At 75.9% G+C, this 25,870-nt stretch carries 1 protein-coding gene and 1 pseudogene; both read right to left on the bottom strand.

Annotation, left to right across the window (positions count from 1 at the left end; genetic code table 11):
• Positions 1-8,513 (bottom strand): amino acid adenylation domain-containing protein (locus ACFWMZ_RS15510; RefSeq protein ID WP_383201937.1); only part of this gene is annotated, 8,513 nt, incomplete at its 3' end.
• Positions 8,514-8,617: 104 nt separating this feature from the next.
• Positions 8,618-25,846 (bottom strand): annotated as a pseudogene (locus tag ACFWMZ_RS15515) (non-ribosomal peptide synthase/polyketide synthase); the annotation flags it as partial.
• Positions 25,847-25,870: the final 24 nt, after the last annotated feature.

Below are 25,870 nucleotides of genomic sequence, written 5' to 3' on the forward strand. Positions count from 1 at the left end.
TCCTCGGTGGCGACGGTGAGGGTGTGGCCGTTGAGGAGCGGCACCCAGACCTCGTAGGTGGCGGCGTCGAAGGAGTGCGGGGAGTGGAACAGCACCCGCTGGTGCGCGCCGTTGCGCCATCGCCCGTCGGCTGCCAGGCCCGCGATGTCGGCGTGGGTGACGCCGACGCCCTTGGGGACGCCGGTCGAGCCCGAGGTGAACATGACGTACGCCAGTGAGCGCGGGTGGACCGGGGGGAGCGGGCCGCTCGCCGGGGTCTTGGGGAGGGTGTGCGGGTCGAGGGTGGCGATGCCGGCGAGGGAGTGCTGGGGGCGGTCGGTGAGGACGAGGGTGGTGCCGCTGCGGCCGAGGATGTCGCGGACGCGGTCCTCGGGATAGCCGGCGTGCAGGGGCACGTAGGCGCCGCCGGCCTTCAGGACGGCGAGCATCGCCACGACGACGTCGGCCGAGCGTTCCAGCAGGAGGCCGACGCGGGACTCGGCGGTGACACCCCGTTCGATGAGGGCGCGGGCCAACCGGTCGGACCGGTGGTCGAGTTCGCGGTAGGTCAGGGAGGTGTCCCCGGCGGTGACCGCGGTGGCGTCCGGGTGCCCGGCGGCCTGCCGGGCGAACACCTCCACCACCGAGCCGCCCACGGCGGACTCGGCGCCCCTGCCCCACTCGCCGAGCAGCCGGGCCCGCTCGTCCTCCGGCAGTACCGGTACGGCCCCCAGCTCCGCGTCCCCGTCCGCGGTGAGCACGAGCACCAGGTGTTCCAGGTGCGCGGCCAGGCGGCGGACGGTGGCGGCGTCGAAGCGGGCGGGGTCGTAGCCGAGGTCGAAGCGGAGGCGGTCGCCGTCGTAGGCGGTGAGCACCAGCGGGTAGTTGGTGGTCTCGGTGACCTCGATGTCGCGCAGGGAGAGGCCGAAGCGGCGCGGGCCCGCGGTGTCGACCGGGTAGTTCTCGAAGACGACCAGGCTGTCGAAGAGCGGCGTACCGGGCGGCAGCTCCGTCTCCAGGGCGCTGAGGGGCAGGTGCTCGTGGCGGCGGGCCTCGGCCTGCGCGGCCTGGAGGCCGGCCAGCCAGGCGGCGACGCCGGTGCGCGGGGCGACGCCCACCCGGACGGGCTGGGTGTTGATGAACAGGCCGAGGATCTCCTCGGCCCCCGGCAGCTCGGCCGGACGGCCCGAGACGGTCGTGCCGAACACCACGTCCGGTACGCCCGCGTACTGGGCGAGGAGCAGCCCCCAGGCGCCCTGCACGACGGCGTTGACGGTCAGGCCGTTTCGCCGGGTGAAGGCGGTCACCCGCGACGACAGGGTCTCGGAGACCTCGCGGACGACGTGCCCGGACGACTGGCCGTGGCTGGCGCGGCCCAGGGACGGGCGGTCGTACGGCAGCGGCGTCGGCTCCTCGAAGCCGGCCAGGCGGCTCTTCCAGTAGGCGAGTCCGGGAGCCGTGTCCTGCCCGGACAGCCACTCCAGGTACTCCCGGAAGGGCGCCCGCCCTGGGCCCGCGTCCGCCTGCGGGACGGGCCCGCTCTCCGCGCCGGTGAGCGCGGCGTATCCGGTGAGGACGTCCGAGAGCAGGGCAGCGGTGCTCCAGCCGTCGAGGAGCAGGTGGTGGAAGGTCCACACCACGCGGACGCTCTCCTCGGCGCACCGGATCAGGGTGAGCCGCATCAGCGGGGCCGACTCCAGGTCGAGGCCCCGGGCCAGGTCGTCGGCGAGGAGGTCCCGCAGCGCGGCCTCGCGGGCCTGAGCCGTCAGCTCCGACCAGTCCAGCGTGCGGACGGGCAGCTCGGCCCGCTCGTGCACCACCTGCACCGGCCGGCCGAGGTCGCGCCAGGCCACGGAGACGCGGAGCGCGTCCGAGCCCTCCACCGCCCGCTGCCACGCGGTGGCGAGCGCCGCCAGGTCGCGGGCGCCGTCCAGCGTGAAGGAGAACTGCTCCAGGTACGAGGGCGACTCCGGCTCGGCCAGCGCGTGGAAGACCATGCCGGTCTGGAGCGGCGTCAGCGGATACACGTCCGCCACGCCCCGGCCCGTCCCGGCGCCCTTTGCCCGGGAGAGCAGGGTGTCGACCTCGGCCTGGATGAGGCCGGCCAGCGGGAAGTCGGACGGGGTGCGCCCGCCCGCGTCCGGCCCGGCGCAGTGGAGCAGGAAGGCCCGCAGCTCACCGGCCATGGCGTGGGCCAGCCCCTCGACGGTGCCGCGCCGCAGCCGCGCGCCGGAGTACGACCAGGTGAGGACGAGCCGGCCGTCCCGCACCTCGCCGATCACGTCCAGCTCGTGCGGGCGCGCCTCGGCCGGGCCGAACTCCCCGCCCGGGTTCATCCGCGTCGCCCGGTACAGCTCCCGCTCGCCGAGGCCGTCGAGCCGTCCCAGGTAGTTGAAGCTGATCCGCGGCTCGGGGTGGTCCGGGAGGGCGCCGCCCAGGTGGCGCAGGGCGCCGTAGCCGATACCCCGGTCCGGGATCGCCCGCAGCTGCTCCTTGACCGCCATGACGGCCTCGCCCCACGCCCCGCCCTCGGGCAGGGCGAGCGCCACCGGGTACATCGAGGTGAACCAGCCGACCGTACGGGTCAGGTCGAGGTCGTCGAAGAGGTCCTCGCGGCCGTGGCCCTCCAGGTGGAGGGCGAGCCGGTCGCGGCCGGTCCAGCCGCGCAGGGTGCGGGCCAGCGCGGTGAGCAGGACGTCGTTGACCTGCGTCCGGTAGACCGGCGGGACCTCTTGGAGGAGTGCCCGGGTCTGCTCGGCGTCGAGCGCCACGGAGACCGTCTCCTGCGCGCCCACGGTGGCGTCCCCGTCAGGGGCGTCCAGCGGCAGGGGAGCGGTGTCGGCCCGCTCGGCGACCGCGCTCCAGTACGCCACCTGCCCGTCGAAGCCCCCGGCGGCGGTGTGCTCGGCCAGCCGCCGCGCCCACTGCCGCTCGGAGCTGGTCTTCGGGCCCAGCTCGACGGGTTCGCCCGCCTCGATCAGCTCGTAGGCGGTGGCCAGGTCGTCCAGGAGGACGCGCCAGGAGACGCCGTCCATCATCAGGTGGTGGACGGCGAACAGGACGCGCGCCACCTCGGGCCGGCCGGTGGCGGGCCCGGCCGCGGGCACCCCCGCGACCATCCGCACCAGCGGCCCCTCGGCCAGGTCGAACCCGGCCTGCGCCCGCTCGGTCACCTCGCGCCAGGCGGCCCGGCCGTCGCCGGGCGCCTCGTCGCCGGCGGCCGACTCCGCCAGCTCATGCACCTGGAACACCGCGTCCAGGTCGGCCCGCTCCCGGATCTCCCCGGACCAGCCGCCCCGCCCGTCCCGCCGGAAGACGGCGCGCAGCGCGTCGTGCCGGTCGAGTACGGCGGCGAGGGCGCGGCGCAGCGTCTCGGGGGTGGTGCCCGGGGCGGGCGTGAACTCCATCGCCATGTTGAAGTGCTCGGGCGCGACGGGGTGGTGGGCGAAGAACCACTCGCGGATGGGGGTGGTGGCGGTGGGGCCGCTGAGCGTGGACTGCTCGGCCAGGACGGTGGGCGCGGCCGACGGGTGGGCCGTGAGGTGGTGGGCGAGGGCGGCGACGGTCTGGCGGGTGAAGATGTCGCGGGAGGTCAGCTCCAGCCCGGCCCGGCGGGCCCGGGAGACCACCTGGATGCTGAGGATGGAGTCACCGCCGAGGGAGAAGAAGTTGTCCTGCGTGCCGACGCGCTCCAGACCCAGGGTCTCGGCCCAGATCCGGCACAGGGTCTGCTCGGTGGGGGTGCGGGGCGGGGCGTAGCCGGTGGTGGCCGGTTCCGGGGCGGGAAGGGCACGGCGGTCGAGTTTGCCGCTGGCGTTGAGGGGGAGCGCGTCCAGGGTGACGAGGGCCGACGGGACCATGTAGGCGGGAAGCCGGTCGGCCAGCCAGGTGCGCAGGTCGGGCGTGCCGGCCGCCGGGGTGTCGTCGGCGGGGACGGTGTAGGCGACGATCTGCGGGGTGCCGGGGGCGGACTCGCGGACGACGGCGGTGGCCTGGCCGACCGCCGGGTGCCGGGTCAACGCCGCCTCGATCTCCCCTAGTTCGATCCGCAGACCGCGGATCTTGATCTGGTCGTCGGTGCGGCCGAGGTATTCGAGGGCGCCCTCGGTGTTCCAGCGGACCAGGTCGCCGGTGCGGTAGAGGCGCCGGCCCGGGTGGTGGGGGTCGGCGGTGAAGCGTTCGGCGGTGAGGGCGGGGCGCCGGTGGTAGCCGCGGGCCAGGCCGGGCCCGGAGACGTACAGCTCGCCGGGGACGCCCGCCGGGACCGGGCGGAGCCAGCGGTCGCGGACGGAGAGGTGGGCGTCGGCCACCGGGTTGCCGATCGGCGGGGTCGTCGCGAGCTCCGCGCCGATGGGGGCGCTGATGCTGGCGGCGACGGTGATCTCGGTGGGGCCGTACGCGTTGAGCAGGCGGCGGCCCGGCGCCCAGCGCCGGACCAGGGCCGGGGTGAGGGCCTCACCACCGGTGGCCAGGACGGCCAGGTCGGGCAGGTCGGGAGCGTCGGCGGGGATGCTCGCGAGGACGGTCGGCGGGATCAGGGTGTGGGTGATCCGCCGGCCGGCCAGAACGTCGTGGAGGTCCTGGCCCGCCAGGGCGCGGCCGCCCTCCGGGATGACCAGGGCGGCCCCGCCGGAGAGGGCCATCAGCAGCTCCATCACCGAGGCGTCGAACCCGGCCGAGGCCAGTTGCAGCACCCGCGCGCCGCTGTCGACGCCGAACCGCTCGGCGAGGGCGGCGGTGAACCCGGCGATCCCGCGATGGGTCACCACCACGCCCTTGGGGCGGCCGGTCGACCCGGAGGTGTAGATCATGTAGGCGCCGCCGTCGAGCGGCACCTCGGCCACCGGGGCCGGGCCGGACGGCTCCGGCAGCCCCTGCCACTCCCGGAGCGTCTCCGGTGTGACGACCACGGCGGCCCCGCTGTCCTCCCGCACGAAAGTGAACCGCTCCTCGGGCCATTCCGGGTCCATCGGCACGTAGACCCCGCCGACCCGGGCGATCGCCAGCAGCACGGTCAGCCACTCCACGGACCGGGGCAGCGCCACACCGACCCGGACCTCCGGGCCCACGCCCAGCGCGGCCAGCCGCCGGGCGGCCCGCTCCACCCGCGCGTCGGCCCCGGCGTAACTCAGCGACTGGGCGCCGCACTCCACGGCGACCCCGTCCGCGCCCCGCTCGGCGACGCGTGAGCGCCACAGCTCCCCCAGGGTGACCGGCGTCCGCCCGGCGCCGACGCCGGACACTCCCCACCCCTGGACCAGGGCTTCCCGCTCGCGCCCGGCGACCAGCTCCACCTCGCGGAGCGGACGCCGGACGCCCTCCCCGACCACGGCGGAGGCCAGCTCCACCCAGTGGCGGCCCAGCCGCTCCACCGTCGCCCTGTCGAACAGGTCGGTGCTGTACTCCACCTCGGCGCTCAGCCCGCCCTCGCCGCTCCAGAACTCGAAGGTGAGGTCGAAGCGGGCGGAGTCGCGCGGGACGTGGGCCCGCCCGGCGGGCAGCCCGGCGAAGGAGGTGAGGTCGGCGAAGGCGTTCTGCAGGACGACGGCGGCCTGGACCAGCGGGGTCCTGCTCGGGTCGCGCTCCGGGGCCAGGGCCTCCACCAGGCGGTCGAAGGGCACGTCCTGGTGGGCGAAGGCGGCCAGCGTGGTGTCCCGGACGGCGGCGAGGAGGTCGGCGAACGGCCGGGACTCGTCCACGCGGGTACGGAGCACCAGCGTGTTGACGAAGAAGCCGATCAGGTGCGCCGTCTCCTCCTGGTCGCGTCCGGAGGTGACGGTGCCCAGCGCGATGTCCGTGCGGCCGCTCCAGCGGGCCAGCAGGAGCTGGGTGAGCGCGGTGACCACCATGAAGAGGCTGGTCCGCTCGGTGCGGCCGAGCGCCGCCAGGCCGTCGGCCACCTCGCGCGGCACGTCGAAGGTGTGCAGGGCGCCGGCGGGGGTGCGGACGGCGGGGCGCGGCCGGTCGGTCGGCAGCTCCAGCGGCTCCAGACCGTCCAGCCGCTCGCGCCAGTACGCGAACTGGTCCTCCAGCGCCTCCCCGGCGGTGGCCTCGCGCTGCCACAGGGCGTAGTCGGCGTACTGCACGGGCAGTTCGGGGAGAGCCGCGTCCCGAGAGCCGGTGAGCGCGGCGGCGTAGAGGGCGCCCAGGTCGCGGACGAGGACGCCGGCCGACCAGCCGTCGGTGACGATGTGGTGGAGCGTGACCATCAGCACCTGCTCGGCCGCGCCGAGGCGGACCGCGAGCACCCGCAGCAGGGGGCCGGTGCGCAGGTCGAACGGGGTGGCGTGCTCGGCCCTGAGCGCGGCGTCCAGGGCGCCGGAACGCTCGGCCCCGTCCAGCCGCGACAGGTCGGTCTCGGCCACCGGGACCTGTGGCGCCTCGGCCGCCTCGCGCACCACCTGGACCGGGCGGCCGTCGGCGGAGGCGAAGACGGTGCGCAGGGTCTCGTGCCGCGCCACCAGCCCCGCGACCGCGCCGGCCAGCGCGGCGGCGTCCAGCTCGCCGCTGATCCGCAGCGCGGCCGAGGTGTTGTACTCGGTGCTGTCGGGGGCGAACTCGTGCAGGATCCACAGCCGTTGCTGCGCCGGGGCGAGCGGCACGGCCGCACCGCGCTCGGCGCGCGGGATGGCCGCCGGCGCCGCGGCGGAGGCGGATCCGCCCGCCGCCTCGGCGTCCACGACCGCCGCCAGGCCGGCCAGCACGGGGTGGTCGAAGAGGGTGCGCCAGGGCAGCGAGACGGAGCGGGCGGCCCGCAGGCGGGTGACGACCTGGAGGGCGAGGATCGAGTCGCCCCCGAGGTCGAAGAAGTCGTCGTCGGCGCCCACCTCCCCGGCGCCCAGCACCTCCGCCCAGATTGAGCACAGGGTCCGCTCGGTGGCGGTCCGGGGCGCGGTGCGGGGGCGGCCTGCGCGGTCGGCGGCGGTCTGCTCGGGGGCGGGCAGCGCGAGCCGGTCGAGCTTGCCGTTGGCGGTCAGCGGGAGCGCGTCGAGGACGACGAAGGCGGCCGGCACCATGAACTCGGGGAGCTGCGCGGCGGCCTGGCCGCGGACGGCGCGCGGGTCCAGGTCGCGGGCGGGCTCCGGGACGAGGTAGGCGACGAGGCGCTTGGCGCCGGGCTGGTCCTCGCGGGCGGTGACGACGGCGCTGCGGACGGCCGGGTGGGCGGCGAGCACCGCCTCGATCTCGCCCGGTTCGATGCGCAGGCCGCGGATCTTCACCTGGTGGTCGCCGCGACCGCCGTACTCCAGGGTGCCGTCGGTGCGCCATCGCACCACGTCGCCGGTGCGGTAGAGCCGGTCCCCGGAGCCGAAGGGGTCGGCGGTGAAGCGGGCGGCGGTCAGCCCGGTGCGCCCGTGGTAGCCGCGTGCCAGCGGCCCGCCGAGGTACAACTCGCCCCAGGCGCCCACCGGTACGGGCCGCAGCGCGTCGTCCAGCACGTGGACGCGGGCGCCCGCGACGGGCCTACCGATCGGGTGCGGGCCGGCGGCGCCCGGGGGAAGCGGGGCGCTGAGCGTGGCGCAGACGGTGGCCTCGGTCGGGCCGTAGGCGTTGACGACCCGGCGGTCGCCGGCCGACCAGCGGGCGACGATGCCGTCCGGGCAGGTCTCGCCGCCGATGACGAGGGTGCGCAGGTCGGGCAGGTCACCCTCGGGGAGGGTGCCGAGGACGACCGGCGGCACCATGAGGTGGCTGACCCGGCGCCCGGCGAGCAGCCGCAGCAGCTCCTCGCCCATCGGCTGCCCGGCGGCGAGGACGAGGGTGGCACCGGCGGTGAGCGTCATGAGCACGTCGGCCATGGCGACGTCGAAGCTGGGCGACACGTACTGCAGGACCCTGCTGCCCGGTTCCAGCCCGAGCGCCTCGATGTGCGAGACGGCGAGGCCGAGCAGCCCCGCGTGCGGGACGACGACGCCCTTGGGGCGGCCGGTCGACCCGGAGGTGTAGATCATGTACGCCGCGTCGGCCGGGGCGGGCGCGGCGCGGGACACCTCGCCGGGCGCCTCCTCGGCCGCGAGCCGGTCCAGCTCCAGGACGCCGCCCGCCGGGGCCGGCCCGGCCGGTACCCGCCCGGCCTCGCGGACGAGCAGGACCTGAGGGGCGCTGTCGCCGAGGACGTAGGCGATCCGCTCGGCCGGGTAGCCGGGGTCGACCGGGACGTACACGCCGCCCGCCCGCAGCACCGCCAGGAGCGCCACGATCTGCTCGGCCGACCGGTCGAGGCAGACCCCGACGGCGTCCCCACGCCGCACCCCGCGCCCGCGCAGCAGCCCGGCCAGGCGGTCGGCCCGCTCATGGAGGCCGCGGTAGGTGAGCGAGACCGCGGGGTCCTCGACGGCGACCGCCTCCGGGGTGTCGGCGGCCCAGCCGGCGACGGCCTCCAGCACGGTGGCGGCGGGCACGCCGGGCCCCTGGAGCCGGGGCCCCGTGGTCCACGCGGGCGGCACCGGAGCGCCGTCCCGTGCGGGCGGGGCCACCTCGCCGGAGGCGTGGGCGGGCGCGGAGTTGCGGTGCGGCGACGACGCCGTGTTCATGAATCCCCCTGGGGCTGGTACCTGCACGGTGCTGGGTGTTCCGGCGTCGGCCGGGGCTGCTGCGTCCGTCGTGGCGCCGGTCGCGGCGCCCGGTCCGTCGCCGCTCACTGCCGCATCGCCTCTTCGAGTTCCTTCAGGACGCGTTCCTCCACGGCGGCGGAGAGCCCGGCGACGGTCGGCGCGTCGTAGAAGTCGCGGACGGAGAGCGCCACGCCGAAGGCGGTCCGGATGCGGGTGGTGACCTGGAGGAGCTGGATCGAGTTGCCGCCCAGGTCGAAGAAGTCGTCCTCGGCGCCGACGCCGTCCCGCCCGAGGACCTCCTGCCAGATGCCGGCGACGACTTCCTCACCCGGGGTGCGCGGTGCGACGAACCCGGTCTCGCCGCGCACCGACGGGTCGGGCTCGGGCAGCGCCCGGCGGTCGACCTTGCCGTTGGCGTTGAGGGGCAGGGCGTCCAGCTCGACCAGGACGGCGGGCACCATGTACGCCGGGACCAGGCCCTTGAGGTGGGCGCGCAGCGCGGCCGGGTCGAAGCCGTGGCCCGCGCGCGGGACGGCGTAGCCGACGAGGCGGGTGTCGCCGCGCGCGTCCCGCCCGGCGGCGACGACCACGGCAGCCACCGACGGGTGGGAGCGCAGGGCCGTCTCGATCTCGCCGGGTTCGACGCGGAAGCCGCGTACCTTCACCTGCTGGTCGGCGCGGCCCGCGAACTCGACGGTGCCGTCCGGCAGGTACCGGGCGCGGTCGCCGGTGAGGTAGAGCCGGGCGCCGGGCTCCTCGCCGAACGGGTCGGCTACGAACCGGGAGGCGGTGAGGCCGGGCCGGTTCCGGTAGCCGCGCGCGACGCTCGGCCCGCCGATGTACAGGTCCCCGGTGACCCCGGCCGGCACCGGCCGCAGGGCCGCGTCCAGCAGGTACATGCGGACGCCGGGGTTGGGCCGCCCGATGGGCACGCCCGGGGTGTCCGGCAGGGCGTCGGGGCGGACCGGGTAGAGGCAGGACTCGACCGTCGCCTCGGTCACGCCGTACGTGTTGAGGACGGTCGTCCCCTCGGCGGTGCGGGCCAGCAGCCTGCGGCAGTCGTCGGAGCGCCACAGGTCGGCCCCGGCCGCCAGCACCCGCAGCTCCGGCAGCCTCCCGCCGCGCCGCTCCGCCTCGTCGGCCAGCGCCGTGACCAGCGCGGGGACCGTGTCGAGGTGGGTGACGCGGGCGCCGGTCATCAGGTCGAGGAGCCGGGCCGGGTCGGCGACCGTGTCGGCCGGGGCGATGACCAGGGTCCCGCCGTGGCAGAGCGCGTGGACCAGGTCGGAGACGAACACGTCGAACGACATGCTGGCCACGTTGAGCTGACGCACCGGCGCCCGCCCCGGCCCCGGCGTGAAGCCGTACGCCGCGTCCCACGAGGCCGCGCCGTGCGCGACGCTGCCGTGCTCGACCATGACGCCCTTGGGCCGCCCGGTCGAGCCGGAGGTGTAGATGACGTACGCCAGGTCGCGCGGCGTCACCCCGGTCTCCGGCATCCGGCCGGGCCGGGCGGCGATCCGAGCCGCCTCGCTGTCCAGCGCCAGGACGGACACGTCCGCGCCGGGCAGGTGGGCGGCGAGCGTGGAGTGTGTGAGGACGAGGGCGGCGCCGCTGTCGGTCAGGACGTACTCCAGCCGCTCGGCCGGGTGCGCCGGGTCGAGCGGCACGTAGGCGCCGCCCGCCTTGAGGACCGCGAGCAGCGCCACGGCCATCTCCACCCCGCGCTCCAGGCAGATCGCGGCGACCGTCCCCGGACCGACGCCGAGGGTGACCAGGTGCTGGGCCAGCCGGTTGGCGCGTCCCTCCAGCTCGGCGTAGGTGAGGGAGTCCGGCCCGGAGGCCACCGCCTCCGCCTCCGGTGTCCGGCGGGCCTGGGCCGCGACCAGTTCGTGCAGGCAGGCCTCGCGCGGGTACGGCACCGGGCCCCCGCTCCAGCCGCCCGCCGCCAGCAGCGCCCGCTCCTCGTCGGCGGTGAGCGACGGCAGTTCGGCGGGCGGGCGCTCCGCGTGCGCGGGCATGCTCGCCAGCAGCACCGACAGGTGGCGGGCCAGGTGGGTGACGCGGTCCTGCTCGAAGAGGGCCGGGTCGTAGGCGAGGGCCAGCGCGAGCCGGTCGCCGTCGGTCCAGGCGGTGAGGTCCAGCGCGTAACTGGTCGTGTCGACCGCCGTCACGTCGGTGATCCGCAGGCCGTGGACGGCGGCGGACGCCTCGTTGTCCGGGTAGTTCTCGAAGACGACGAGCGACGCGAACAGGTCGGCCCCCGCGGGAAGTGCGGCGCACTCCCGCACCTCGCGCAGGGCCAGGTGCTCGAAGGCGCGCGCCTCGGCCTGCTCGCTCTGGAGGCGGCCCAGCCAGTCGAGCAGGGTCTCGTCCCCGTCGGCCGCACGGACCCGCACGGGCAGCGTGTTGAGGAAGTTGCCGACGGTCGACTCCATGCCGGGCAGCTCGGCCGGGCGCCCGGAGACGGTGGCGCCGAAGCAGACGTCCCGCTCCCCGGCGTGCCGGGCGAGCAGCAGCGCCCAGGCGCCCTGCACCACCGTGTTGAGGGTGAGGTGGTGGCGGGCGGCCATCGTGGAGAGGGCCGCCGCCTGCTCGGCCGGCAGGTCGATGCGGACGCGTTCGGCGGCGTGCGCCCGGTGGCCGGGGGCGGGACGCCGGTCGTACGGCAGCGGCGTCGGCGAGTCGAACCCGGCCAGCGCCTCGCTCCAGTACGCGCGGGCCGCGCCGCCGTCCTGGCGCCGCAGCCACTCCACGTACTCCCGGAACGGCGGGCGCGCCGGTGCCACCGGGGCCGCACCCGTGCCGAGCGCCGTGTACTGCGCGAAGACGTCCTCGAAGACCTGGGTGGTGCTCCACCCGTCGAGGACGATGTGGTGGAAGGTCCACACCACCCGTACAGCCCCCTCGCGGGCGTGGACGAGGACCAGCCGCATCAGCGGACCGGTGGCGAGGTCGATGCCCGCCGCCCGCTCGTCCTGGGCCAACCGCGCCAGCCGCCCGGCCTGTTCGGCCTCGGGCACGCCCCGCCAGTCGAGGTGGCGGACGGCGAGCCGGGCGCGGCGCCGGACCACCTGGAGCGGTTCGGGCACGCCCTCCCACACCAGGTGGGTGCGGAGGGCCGGGGTGGCGTCCACCAGCCGCTGCCAGGCGGCGGCCAGGCGGTGCGGGTCGTCGGCGCCTTCGAGGAGGAACGACGCCTGGTCGAGGTAGACCCCGGGGTCGGCCAGGGTGTGCAGCAGCATGCCGCTCTGCATCGGGGTGAGCGGATAGATGTCCTCGGTGCCGGCGCTCGCCGCCCCCGTCCCGGCCAGCGCGTCCACGGCCGCCTGGTCGAGCCCGGCGAGCGGGAAGTCCGACGGGGTGCGGCCGCCCGCCTCGGGGAGCGCGCAGTGCCGTACCAGCGCCCGCAGTTCGGCGGCGAAGTCGCGGGCCAGCCGCTCGACGGTCGACGGGCGGTGCAGCTCGGCCGAGTAGCTCCAGGTGAAGGTCAGCACGCCGTCGCCGACGACGCCGACCACGTCGATCAGGTGGGTCCGTTCCTCGTCCGGGTGGTGGTCCTGGCCGAGCGGCGGGAGGGCGGCGCGGACCGGGCCGGCGCCCGGGGAGGCGTCGGCGTCGAACCGGCCGTGGTAGTTGAAGCTGATCCGCGGTTCGGCGAGGTCCGCGAGGGGCGAGGCGGCTCCGCCGGAGGTGAGGTGGCGGAGCACGCCGTAGCCGATGCCGCGGTCCGGCACCGCCCGCAGCTGCTCCTTCACCGACTTGAGCGCGGCTCCGGGGTCGTCGTCCGCCGCCGGGAGGGCGAGCACCACCGGGTAGATCGAGGTGAACCAGCCGACCGTGCGGGTCAGGTCGACGTCCGCGAACAGCTCCTCGCGCCCGTGCCCCTCCACCGCGACAGCGGTCCGCTCCCGGCCCGTCCAGGTGCGCAGGGTCCGGGCCAGCGCGGTCAGCAGCACGTCGTCGGTGCGCGTGCGGTACGCCTCCGGGACCTGGTGCAGCAGCGCCGCCGTCTCCTCCGCGCTCAGCGCGATCTCCACGCTGGCCTGGGACGCCATGGTGTTGCCGCCGCCCGGCAGGTCCACGGGCAGCCCGGTCGCCGCCGCCTCGCCCACCGCCCGCCAGTACGCGCTCTGCCCGTCGAACCCGCCCTCGGCGGCGCGCCGGGCCAGCCGCTCGGCCCACTGGGCCACCGAGGCGGTCTTCGGGCCCAGCTCCACCGGGGACCCGGCGGCCGCCTGGCCGTAGGCGCGGCCCAGGTCCTCCAGCAGGACGCGCCAGGAGACGCCGTCGACCAGCAGGTGGTGCGCGGCGACGAAGAGCCAGGCCGGGCGCTCCGGCCCCCGGTCCCCGACCAGGACGCGGAAGAGCGGGCCCCGGGCGAGGTCCATCCCGGCCTGCGCCCCTCGTGCCTGCTCCTCCCAGACCGCCTGCTCGCCCTCCGGGGCGAGCCGGTGCACGGTGAAGACCGCGTCCGGGTCGGCGGCCGGGGCGAGGTGGCCCTCCCAGTGGCCGTCGGCGCGGCGGGTGAAGGTCGAGCGGAGGGCGTCGTGGTGGCCGAGGAGCGCCGCGACCGCCGTGCGCAGCGCGCCGTGGTCGGTGCCCGGGACCAGCTCGAACGCCATCGACATGGCGAAGTGCGCGGGTGCCACCGGGTGGTGGGCGAAGAACCACTCGCGGATCGGCGTCGGACCCACCGGCCCGCTCACCGTTCCCTGCGGTGAGAGAGGACCGCCCGCCGGTGCCGCCTCGGCGGCGGAGGCGGCGAGCCCGGCGATCGTCTGCCGCAGGAAGATGTCCCGCGAGGAGAGCGAGAGACCCGCCCGGCGCGCCCGGGAGACGACCTGGAGGCTGGTGATGGAGTCGCCGCCCAGCGAGAAGAAGTTGTCGTGCACGCCGACGCGTTCGGCGCCCAGCACCTCCGCCCAGATGCCGGCGAGGGTCTCCTCGGCCGGGGTCGAGGGCGCCGTGTACGCGGTTCCGGCGGTGAGGTCGGGGGCGGGCAGCGCCCGCTGGTCGACCTTGCCGTTCGGGGTGAGGGGGAGGGCGTCCAGGCTGACGAAGGCCGACGGGACCAGGTAGTCGGGAAGTGTGCGGGAGAGGTGGGCGCGCAGGTCGGCCGGGTCGGTGGGGCTGGTGGTGACCAGGTAGGCGGCGAGGTACCTGCTCCCCGGGCGGTCCTCACGGGCCAGGACGCAGCTCTGGGCGACGGCGGGGTGGGCGAGGAGCGCGGTCTCGATCTCGCTCGGTTCGATGCGGTGGCCGCGGATCTTGACCTGGGTGTCGGTGCGGCCGAGGAAGTCGATGCGGCCGTCGGGGCGTCGGGTGACGAGGTCGCCGGTGCGGTAGAGGCGGGCGCCGGGGTGGTGGGGGTCGGCCACGAACCGGGTGGCGGTGAGGGCGGGTTGGCCGTCGTAGCCGCGGGCGAGGCCGGTGCCGCCGAGGTAGAGCTCGCCGGGGACGCCTGCGGGGACGGGGGTCAGGTTGGCGTTTAGGACGTGGGCCTGGGTGTTGTCCATCGGCAGGCCGAGCGGGACCGGGGAGTGCTCGGTGTCCGTGGCGGAGAGTGTGCCGCTGATGGCGAAGGTGGTGGTCTCGGTCGGGCCGTAGACGTGGACGAGGGTGAGGTCGGGGTTGGTTTCCTGGACGCGGGTCATCGCGGTGGGGGAGGCGGCTTCGCCGCCGGTCCAGACCTCGTGCAGGCCGGCGAAGCAGCCGGGGTCCTCTTCCGCGAGGAGGTCGAAGAGGGCCTTGGTGAGGAAGACGGCCGTGACCCCGCCTGCCACGGCGCGGCGGACGACGGGGGCGCTGATCTCCTCCTGGGCGACGGTGAGGGTGTGGCCGTTGAGGAGGGCGGCCCAGATCTCGTACGTCGCCGCGTCGAAGGAGTGGGGGGAGTGGAAGAGGAGGTGGCGGTGGGCGCCGTTCTGCCAGCGGGTGTCGGCGGTCAGCGCGGTGATGTCGGCGTGGGTGACGGCGACGCCCTTGGGCCTGCCCGTCGAGCCCGAGGTGAACATGACGTACGCCAGCGAGCCCGGGAGCGACACCGCGAGCGGCCGGGCGGCGTCCGACGGCTCGGTGTCCACCGGTAGCGCGGGGACCCCGGCGACGGTCGCCTGGTCGCGGCCATGGTCGGTGAGGACCAGGACGGTCCGGCTGCGGGTGAGGATGTCCCGCGTGCGCTCCTCGGGGTTGGCGGCGTGCAGGGGTACGTAGGCGCCTCCGGCCTTCAGTACGGCGAGCATGGCGACGACCACGTCCGCCGAGCGCTCCAGGAGCAGCCCGACCCGGGACTCGGCGGTGACGCCCCGCTCGGCCAGGGCGCGGGCCAGCCGTTCGGCCCGCCCGTCCAGCTCGGCGTAGGTCAGCCGCAGACTGCCGCAGGTGAGGGCTACCGCGTCCGGGGTCTCCGCGACCCGGGCCGCGAAGGCGTCCGGGACCGGCAGCGGCGGGAGCTCGGTCACGGCGCCCCGGGCGGAGGCCAGCACCTCGTTTCGCTCGGCCCGCCCGAGCATCTCCACGTCGCGCAGGGGACGGTCCGCGTCCCCGGTGGCGAGCCCGGCCGCCAGCTCCAGCCAGTGTCCGGCCAGCCGGGCCACGGTCTCCGCCTCGTACAGGTCCGTGCTGTAGGAGACCACGGCGAAGAGCCCGTCGTCGGGCCTCGGCTCGAACTCGATGTTCAGGTCGAAGGGGGCCGTCTCCACCGGCGGCAGCGTCTCCTCCACCAGCAGCCCGGGCAGCGCGAACGACTCCCTGGGTGCGTTCTGGAGGGTGACGGCGGCCTGCACCAGCGGGGTGCGGCTCGGGTCGCGGTCGGGGTCCAGCTCCTCCACCAGGCGGCTGAACGGCACGTCCTGGTGGGCGAAGGCGGCGAGCGTGGTCTCCCGCACCTGGTCGAGCAGGGCGCCGAAGCCGGCCGCCTCGTCGATCCGCGACCGCAGGACGAGCGTGTTGACGAAGAAGCCGACCAGCCCTTCCACCTCGGTGCGGTCGCGCCCGGAGACGGCGGTGCCCACGGCGAGGTCGAGCTGCCCGCTGTGCCGGGCCAGCACGAGTTGGGTGACGGCGGTCAGCGCCATCGACAGGGTCGCGCCCCGGCGCCGGGCCGCCTCCCCCAGCGCCACGGCCAGGCGTCGCGGCACGGGGAAGGAGTGCAGGGCGCCGCGTCCGCTCCGCACCGCCGGGCGGGGCCGGTCCGTGGGCGGCTCCAGCACCGGCAGGCCGTCCAACTGTGCGCGCCAGTACGCGAGATGCGGTGCGAGGGCCTCGTCGGTGAGGGCCGCGCGCTGCCAGGCCGCGTAATCCGGGTAGTGCACCGGGAGCGCGGGGAGCCGGGGCTCGGTACCGCGTACGGCACAGGCGTACATCTCGCTCAGTTCGCGGGCGACGACGCCCATGGACCAACCGTCGGTGACGATGTGGTGCAGGGTGACCATCAGCGTGGCGCCCCCGGCGCGGGCCCCGGGGGTGTCGCGGACCAGCAGGACGCGGATCAGGGGGCCGGTACGCAGGTCGAACGGCTGGGCCGCCTCGGCGCGCAGGGCCGCCTCCGCCTCCTGGGGGGAACCGGGCTCCACCACGCGCACCGGTACGTCCCGCCGGGCGTGCACCGTCTGGGTGCCGTGGCCGTCGGCCGAGGCGAAGGTGGTGCGCAGCGCCTCGTGGCGTCCGACCAGCCCGGCCACCGCCGTCCGCAGCGCCGCCAGATCGAGGGCGCCGGTCAGCCGGAGCGTCGTCACCACGTTGTACTCCGCGGAGCCGGGCGCGAACTCGTCCAGGAACCACAGCCGTTCCTGCGCGAACGACAGCGGCAGCGCGGCGTCCCGGGGCGCCCGGGGGATCCCCTCGCCCGGCACCTCCCCGCCGTGCGGCGCCGCGGCGTCGACCGCCGCCGCCAGCCGGTCGACGGTCGGGTGGTCGAAGAGCGTCCTCGGGGAGAGCGCCGCGCCCAGCCGGGTGCGGAGCCGCGAGACCACCTTCAGCCCCGCGATGGAGTCCCCGCCGAGGGCGAAGAAGTCGTCGTGGGCACCGACCCGCCCGACACCGAGCACCGCCGCCCAGACCTCCGCCACCACGGCCTGGGTACCGGGCCGGGGCGCCACGTACTCCCCGCCGCCCGGCCCGTCCACGTCCTCCCCACCGCCGGGGGCGGGCAGCGCCCGCCGGTCGACCTTGCCGTTGACGGTGAGTGGCAGCGCCGCCAGCTCGACCAGCGCCGAGGGCACCATGTACGCGGGCAGCCGGCCGGCCAGCTCCTCGCGGACCGCCGGTACGTCGAGCGTCGTGCCGCCCGCCGGTACCACGTAGGCGACCAGGCGCTTGGTCCCGGACCGCATCTCGCGGGCCGCCACCGCGACCCCGCCCACGTCGGCGCGGGTGCGCAGGGCCGCCTCGATCTCGCCCAGCTCGATGCGGTGGCCGCGGATCTTCACCTGGCCGTCGCCGCGGCCGAGGAAGGCGAGGCGGCCGTCGGCGCCGCGCCGCACCACGTCCCCGGAGCGGTAGAGCCGCTGCCCCGAGCCGAACGGGTCGGCGACGAAGCGGGCCGAGGTCAGCGGCGCCTGCCCGTCGTAGCCGCGGGCCAGCCCCGGCCCGCCGAGGTACAGCTCACCCGGGACGCCCACCCCGACCGGGCGCAGGGCGCCGTCCAGCACGTAGGCGAGGGTCTCGTCCATGGGGCGGCCGAGGGGGACGGGGCGCGGCCGCGCGGTGTCGTCGGGGGTGACGGGGCCGCAGAGGGCGAAGGTGGTGGCCTCGGTGGGTCCGTAGACGTGGACGAGTTCGGTGGCCGGGCAGTGCGCGGCCATCCGCGCCATCGCGGGGGCGGAGGCGGCCTCACCGCCGGTCCACACCTCGCGCAGCCCCGCGAAGCAGGCCGGGTCCTCCTCGGCCAGCGCGCCGAAGAGCGCCGTGGTCAGGAAGACCGCGGTGACGCCGCGTTCGGCGGCGCGCCGCACCACCGGCGCCGCCAGGTCCTCCTCGGCCACCTCGACGCAGCCGCCGCCCAGCAGCGGCACCCACACCTCGTAGGTGGCCGCGTCGAAGGAGTGCGGCGAGTGGAAGAGCACGTGCCGGTGCGCGCCCGACTCCCACCGGTGGTCGGCCGCCAGGGCGACGACGGCGCGGTGGGTGACGGTGACGCCCTTCGGCGTGCCGGTCGAGCCGGAGGTGGACATGACGTACGCCGGTTCGTCGGCCGGTACCGCGCGGCACGGGCCGGCCGCCGGGGCGCCCGCCCCGCTCCGGGCGGCGTCGGCCATGTCCAGCGGCGCGACCCCGGCCGGGGTGCGCGGTGCCGTGCCGTCGGTCAGCAGGAGCTGGGCCCCGGCGCTGCCGAGGATCTGCTCCATCCGCTCCACCGGGTGGCCGGCGTGGAGCGGCACGTACGCGGCGCCCGCCTTGAGCACCGCCAGCATCGCCACCACCACGTCGGGGGAGCGCCGCAGCAGCAGCCCCACCCGCGCCCCGGCCCCGGCCCCGCGCTCTGCCAGCGCCGCCGCGACCTGATCGGTGCGTGCGTCCAACTCCCGGTAGGTCAACGCCTCTTCCCCGAACCGTACGGCCGTCGCGTCCGGTGCCGCCGCCACCTGCCGGGCGAACGCCTCCGGCACCGAGGCATCGGGCCGCACCGCGCCCAGGCCGCCGCTCCACTCGCCCAGCACCCGCCCGCGCTCCGCCTCGGCGAGCAGCGGCAGCGCGGCCAGGTTCCGCTCCTCGTCGGCGCTCTCCTCGGCGAGGGCGGTGAGCGCCCGCAGGAACCCGGCGGCCAGCCGCTCCACCGTCTCCCGGTCGAAGAGCTGCGGGTCGTAGCCGACGGTCAGGTCGTAGGTGCCGGAAGGGCGCAGGGTCAGCGTCAGCGGGTAGTTGGTCGACTCGACGGCGTCCAGGCCGGAGACGGTGACGCCGTGGCCGGGGTCGCCGCCCGCCGCCACCGGATAGTTCTCGACCACCAGGAGGCTGTCGAAGAGGGCGGTTCCTGCGGGCAGCCCGGTGGGGATCTCGTGCAGCGGCACGTGGGCGTACTCGGCCGCCTCCGCCTGCGCGTCGCCGATCTCCCGCAGCCACGCCCCGACGCGCTCACCGGGGCGGGCGGTGACGCGCACCGGCACGGTGTTGATGAAGAGGCCCACCGTCGACTCGGCGCCCGGCAGGTCGGCGGGCCGGCCGGAGACCGTCGTCCCGAAGACCACGTCCGGCGAACCGGCGTGCGCGGCCAGCGTCAGCGCCCAGGCGGCCTGCGCCATCGCGGCGGGCGTCACCCGGTGGCGCCGCGCCGAGGCGGCGAGGGCCGCCGAGGCCGTGGCGTCGAGCCGGGAGGAGAGCCGCTCGGTGGACCCGGAGCGGTGCGCCTCGCCGGGCGCGCGGTCGTACGGCAGCGCCGACGGCTCCGCGAACCCGGCGAGCCGCCGCCGCCAGAACTCCCGCCCCGCCGCCCGGTCCCGCCCGGCCAGCCAGACCAGGTGGTCGCGGAACGCGCCCCGGGCGGGCCGGCGGGCCGGGCCGGCCGCGTCCTCGGTGAGCCCGGCCGCGTACTCGGCCACCACGTCGGCCACCACGGCCGCGCTGCTCCACCCGTCGAGCAGCAGGTGGTGGAAGGTCCACACCACCCGTACCCGCCCGTCCGGCAGCGCCGCCAGCGTCACCCGGGTCAGCGGCACGCCGTCCCCGGCCAGCTCCATCCCGGCGGCCCGGTCCTCGGCGAGCAGCGCGGACAGCAGCGCGTCGCACTCGTCGCCGGTGCGGTCGGTCCAGTCCAGGCGCGCCACCGGCAGGCGGACCTCCCGGTGGACCACCTGCACCGGCTCGGGCAGCCCTTCCCAGGCGATCGAGACCCGCAGCGCGTCCGAGGCGCCGACGACCCGCCGCCACGCCTCCGCCAGCGCCGCCAGGTCGGTGACGCCGTCCATGACGAAGGTGAACTGCTCCAGGTAGGCGGCCTGGCCGGCGTCGCTCAGCGCGTGGAAGAGCATCCCCGACTGGAGCGGCGTCAGCGGATACACGTCCACCACGTCGCGCACCCGCCGCCCCTCGCCCGCACCCTCGAGGGTGATCCGGTCGACCTCGTCCTGGGTGAGCCGCACCAGGGGGAAGTCGGAGGGCGAGAAGCGGCCGGCGCCGGGCCGCGCGCAGTGCGCGACGAGGCCGCGCAGCTCGGCCGCGTACCGCTCGGCCAGCCCCGCCACGGTCGCCCGCTCGTGCAGCGTCTCGGAGTACGTCCAGGTGAAGGTGAGCCGCCCGCCCTGGACGGCGCCGACCACCTCCAGGACGTGGCCGCGCCGCTCGTCCGGGTGGTGCTCGCCGCCGGGGTTGAGCACGAGGGAGCGGGCCCAGCCGTCGCCTTCCGTCTCGCCGACGGGGCCGAAGTGGCCGAGGTAGTTGAAGGCCAGCTCGGGGGTGGGCGCGGCGGCGAGGGCGCGGGCCTGCTCGCCTGGGGCGCCCGGGGTGGCGGCCCGCAGGTACCGGAGCGCGCCGTAGCCGACCCCCTGGTCCGGGACGGCCCGCAGCCGCTCCTTGACGGCCGGCAGGGTGTCCCGCCAGCCGTCGTCCGTGCTGTCGGGGGCTTCCGTGCTCCCGGGGAGGTCGAGGGTGACGGGGTGGAGCGAGGTGAACCAGCCGACGGCGCGTGTCAGATCGGTGTCCGCGAAGATCTCCTCGCGCCCGTGCGCCTCCAGGTCCACGGCCCAGCGGTCCCCTCCGACCCAGGGGCCGACGGCCCGCACCAGGGCCGCGAGCAGCACGTCGTTGGGCTGGGTCCGGTAGACCGACGGGACGGAGTGCAGCAGCGCGGCCGTCTCCTCGGCGGTGAGGCTGACGGAGACCGACCGCTCGGAGGCGACGGTGTTCGCCCCACCGGGCCGGTCCACCGGAAGCCGCGTGGTCGCGCCTTCCAACGCCTGGCGCCAGTACGGCAGTTCCGCGTCGAACCCGCCGGCGGCGGTGTGCGCGGCCAGCCGCTCGGCCCACTGCCGCACCGAGGTCCCCTTCGGTCCGAACGCGGGCTCCCGGCCCTCCACGATCCGCCCGTACGCCGCCTCCAGGTCCTCCAGGAGGACCCGCCACGCCACCCCGTCCATCACCAGGTGATGGGCGGCGATGACGACACGCACGGGCGCGTCGGGGCCGGTCACCCGGGCCAGTACGCGGACGAGCGGGCCGCGCGCCAGGTCGAGCCCCGCGTGGGCACGGGCGACCAGCGCCTCCCAGTCAGCGTCACCCGCGTCGTGGACCGGGGTGAAGACCTCGTCCACGTCGACGGCGGCGGCGATCCGGCCGGACCAGGTGCCCTCCGCGGTACGGGTGAAGGTGGAGCGCAGGGCGTCGTGCTGGGCCAGCAGGGCGGCCACGGCGCCGCGCAGGGCGGCGAGGTCGGTCCCGGCCGGGAGTTGGAACCCGGCTCCCATGTTGAAGTGGTGCGGCGCGAGCGGGCGCGTGGCGAAGAACCACTCCCGGATGGGGGTCGTGGCGACCTCGCCGCTCACGGCCCCCTGCTCGGCCAGCCGCTCCACCTCCGCCCCCGCGCTGCCGGTGCGGGCGGCGAGGGCGGCGACCGTGGGGTTCAGGAAGACGTCCCGGGAGGTGAGGGCGAGCCCGGCCCGGCGGGCCCGCGAGACCACCTGGAGGCTGATGATCGAGTCGCCGCCGAGGTCGAAGAAGTTCTCCTCGGTGCCGACCCGGTCCAGGCCCAGTACCTCCGTCCAGATCCGGGCAAGGGCGTGCTCGGTCTCGGTGCGGGGCGCGGTGTAGGGCCGGTCGGCCGCGTCGAAGTGCGGTGCGGGGAGCGCGGTGCGGTCGAGCTTGCCCGCCGCGTTGAGGGGGAGCGCGTCGAGGGTGACGAAGGCCGACGGGACCATGTGGTCGGGGAGCGTGGCGGAGAGGTGCGCCCGAATGGCGGCCGGGTCGGGGGTGCGGTCGCCCGCGGTGACCAGGTAGGCGGCGAGGTACTTGGTACCGGGCTGGTCCTCGCGGACCGTCACCGTCGCCTGGGCGATGTCCGGGTGGCGCAGGAGCGCGGTCTCGATCTCGCCGGTCTCGACGCGGTGGCCGCGGATCTTGATCTGGTGGTCGGTGCGGCCGAGGTATTCGAGCGTGCCGTCGGGGTGTTGGCGGACGAGGTCGCCGGTGCGGTAGAGCCGCCGGCCTGGGTGGTGGGGGTGGGCGATGAAGCGGGTCGCGGTGAGGTGGGGCTGGTTGTGGTAGCCGCGGGCGAGGCTGCCGGCGAGGTAGAGCTCGCCCCAGGCGCCGGTGGGGACGGGGTTGAGTGTGGGGTCCAGGACGTAGGCCGACTTTCCGGCGAGGGGGCGGCCGATGGGGACGGTGGTGCCGTGGGGGTCGGGGTTCTCGTGGGAGAACCAACCGGTGGCGTAGACGGTGGCTTCGGTGGGGCCGTAGATGTTGGCGACGGTGGTGTCCGGGAGGGTGTGGCGGGCCGTGTCGAGGAGGGTGGTGGGGAAGGCTTCGCCTGCCAGGACCAAAAGGTTGGGGTTGAGTTGGGTGGTGGGGTCGTTGAGGACGGCGGTGACGGCGGAGGGGACGGCGGAGACGAGGGTGCCGTTCCAGGCCGGGCGGTCGGTGAGGGCGAGGATGTTGTGGGCGACTTCGAGGGTGCCGCCGCTCGCCAGGGTGCCGAACAGCTCGAAGACCGAGACGTCGAAGTTGAGGCTGGTGGAGAAGAAGGTGTGGGCGAAAGCGTCCTCGCCCAGCGTCGTGGCCCATTCCACCAGGCGGCTCATGGCGTGGTGGGGGATGACGACGCCCTTGGGCAGGCCGGTGGAGCCTGAGGTGTAGATGACGTAGGCGGCGTTGTCGGGGGAGACGGCCGGGTGCGGGACGGGGCTGTCGTCCGCGGTGGTTCGGGCTTCCGCAATCACCGTGGTGTCGATGGTGAGGTGGGTGCCGCTGTCGGTCTCCATGTGGTGGAGGCGGTTGGCGGGGTACTCCGGGTCCAGCGGTACGTAGGCCGCGCCGGTTTTGAGGACGGCGAGGGCGGCGATGACCAGGTCCGGGGTGCGGGGGAGGGAGATGCCGATGCGCTTCTCGGGTCCGGCGCCCAGGGCGATCAGGTGCCGGGCGAGCTGGTCGGTACGCCGGCCCAGCTCCGCGTAGGTCACGCGGTCGTCCCCGTGCAGGAGCGCGACGGCGTCCGGAGCCCGGAGGGCCTGGTCCGCGATCATCTCCATGACCGACCGGAACGGGCGCGGCGCCTCGTCCCCAGTGGGGTGCTGCGGGAGGAGGGCGGCGCGTTCGGCCGGCTCCAACATGGTGAGCTGGGCCACCGGCAGCGCCGGGGTGCTGACGGCCTCCTCGGCGAGGGTCAGCCAGTGGCGGCAGAGCCGGTCGACGGTGGCCACGTCGAACAGGTCGGAGTCGTACTCGACCTCGGCCATGAGCGGCCCGTCCGGTGAGGCGAAGAACTCCCACATCAGGTCGAACCGCGACGAGCCCCGGTCCACGGGCTGCCTCCGCGCCCGCCGGCCGGCGAAGTCGGTGGCGAGGTCCAGGGAGTTCTGGAGCACCAGCAGCGCCTGGACGAGCGGGGTGCGGCTCGGGTCGCGGTCGGCCCCCACCGCCTCCACCACGCGGTCGAAGGGCGCCTCCTGGTGCTCGAACGCCTCCAGGACCGTGGTGCGGACCTGCCGGAGGAAGGCGTCGAACGGCACGCGTCCCTCCACTCGCTGCCGCAGTACGAGGGTGTTGACGAAGAAGCCGACCAGCTCCTCCAGCTCGGGCCGCTCACGCCCGGAGACGACCGTGCCGAGAGCGATGTCCCGCCGGCCGGTGTACCGGGAGAGGACCAGCTCCGTGACGGCCGTCAGCGCCATGAAGAGGCTGGCGCCGCTCTCCTGCGCGACGGCGGTGAGCCGCCCGGCGAGCTCCGCCGGGACCTCGAAGGTGTGCAGGGCGCCCGCCGAGGTGCGTACGGCGGGCCGGGGGCGGTCGGTCGGCAGCTCCAGGGGCTCGACCCCGGCGAGCTTCCGCTGCCAGTAGGCGAGGTGGCCGTCGAGCGCGTCGCCGCTCACCCGCTCGCGCTGCCAGGCGGCGAAGTCGGCGTACTGCACGGGCAGCGGCGGGAGGGCGGCGGTCTCGCCGCGTACCGCCGCCGCGTAGAGGGCGCTCAGCTCGCGGGTGACGATCCCCATCGACCAGCCGTCCGTGACGATGTGGTGCAGGGAGAGGACCAGCACAGTGGTGTCCTGCTCCGCGAGCCGCACCACCAGGGCGCGCGCGGGGCCGGTGCGCAGGTCGAACGGGGTGGCCTGCTCGGCCGCCAGTACACGGCGCAGCTCGGCCTCGTCACCGGCGTCAACGGCGCGCAGGGGCAGGGGGAGTGCGGCGTGCACGGTCTGCGCGCCACCGGCGAAGGTGGTGCGGAGCGGCTCGTGGCGCGCGGCGAGCGCGTCGAGCGCGGCGCGGAGCGCCGCCAGGTCCAGTCCGCCCGAGAGGCGGAGCGCCAGTCCGGTGTTGTACTCGACGCCGCCGGGCGTGAACTCGTGAAGGAACCAGAGGCGTTCCTGACCGGGGGAGAGCGGGAGTTCCCCGTTCCGGGGCACGGGCGGGATCGCCTCCTCGGACCGCACCGCTGCCGGGGCGGCCGTCTCCCGTGTCAGCGCGGCGGCCAGTTCCGCGACCGTCGGGTGGTCGAAGAGGGCGCGCGAGGGCAGGTGGAGGCCGAGGGCGCGCCGGAGGCGGGTGGTCACCTTGAGGGCGGCGATGGAGTCCCCGCCGAGGGCGAAGAAGTCGTCGCGGGTGCCGACGCGCGCGACGCCCAGCGTGTCGGCCCACAGGGCGCACAGGGTCCGCTCCGTGTCCGTCCCGGGCGCGACGTACTCAGCCGCCGCCGCGAGTTCGGGCGCGGGCAGGGCGCGGTGGTCGATCTTGCCGTTCGGGGTGAGCGGCAGCGCGTCGAGGGTGACGAAGGCGGCCGGGACCATGTACTCCGGCAGCGTCCGGGCGAGCCGGGCGCGCAGCGCGGCCGGCTCCTGCGGCGTGGCGGCGACCAGGTAGGCGGCGAGCTGCCTGGTGCCGGGGCGGTCCTCGCGGGCGACGACGCAGGCGCGGGTGATCTCCGGGTCGGCGAGGAGGGTGGTCTCGATCTCGGTGGGTTCGATGCGGTGGCCGCGGATTTTGACCTGGGTGTCGGTGCGGCCGAGGAAGTCGATGCGCCCGTCGGGGCGGCGGCTGACGAGGTCGCCGGTGCGGTAGAGGCGCCGGCCCGGCTGGTGCGGGTCGGCCACGAACCGGGTGGCGGTGAGGGCGGGTTGGCTGTCGTAGCCGCGGGCCAGCCCGCTGCCGCCGAGGTACAGCTCGCCGGGGGTGCCCGCCGGGACCGGGGTGAGGGAGGCGTCCAGGACGTGGGCCTGGGTGTTGTCCATCGGCAGGCCGAGCGGGACCGGGGAGTGCTCGGTGTCCGTGGCGGAGAGTGTGCCGCTGATGGCGAAGGTGGTGGTCTCGGTCGGGCCGTAGACGTGGACCAGTTCGAGGTCGGGGTTGGTTTCCTGGACGCGGGTCATCGCGGTGGGGGAGGCGGCTTCGCCGCCGGTCCAGACCTCGTGCAGGCCGGCGAAGCAGCCGGGGTCCTCTTCCGCGAGGAGGTCGAAGAGGGCCTTGGTGAGGAAGACGGCCGTGACGCCGCCTGCCACGGCGCGGCGGACGACGGGGGCGCTGATCTCCTCCTGGGCGACGGTGAGGGTGTGGCCGTTGAGGAGGGCGGCCCAGATCTCGTAGGTGGCGGCGTCGAAGGAGTGGGGGGAGTGGAAGAGGAGGTGGCGGTGGGCGCCGTTCTGCCAGCGGGTGTCTGCGGCGAGGGCGGTGATGTCTGCGTGGGTGACGGCGACGCCCTTGGGCCTGCCCGTCGAGCCCGAGGTGAACATGACGTACGCCAGCGAGTCCGGGGGAGCCACGGCGGGCAGGGGGGAGCTGCCCGCCGTGGCCTCGGCGTCCATCCGCAGCGCGGGGACCCCGGCGACGGTGGACCGGTCTCGGTCGGTGAGGACAAGCGCCGTCCGGCTGCGGGTGAGGATGTCCCGCGTGCGCTCCTCTGGGTTGGCGGCGTGCAGCGGCACGTAGGCGCCGCCCGCCTTCAGTACGGCGAGCATGGCGACGACCACGTCCGCCGAGCGCTCCAGGAGCAGCCCCACCCGCGACTCGGCCGCCACCCCGCGCCCGGCCAGCGCGCGGGCCAGCCGACCGGAGCGCAGGTCGAGTTCGCGGTAGGTCAGGGTGTGGTCGCCGCAGACGACCGCCACCGCGTCCGGCGCCTCGGCCGCCCGGGCCGCGAACACCTCCACGACCGTCGCGCGCTGGACCGCCGGCATCGACCGCTCACCCTGGAACATCGT

Source organism: Streptomyces sp. NPDC058373 (assembly GCF_042723275.1).
Taxonomy (GTDB): Bacteria; Actinomycetota; Actinomycetes; order Streptomycetales; family Streptomycetaceae; genus Streptomyces.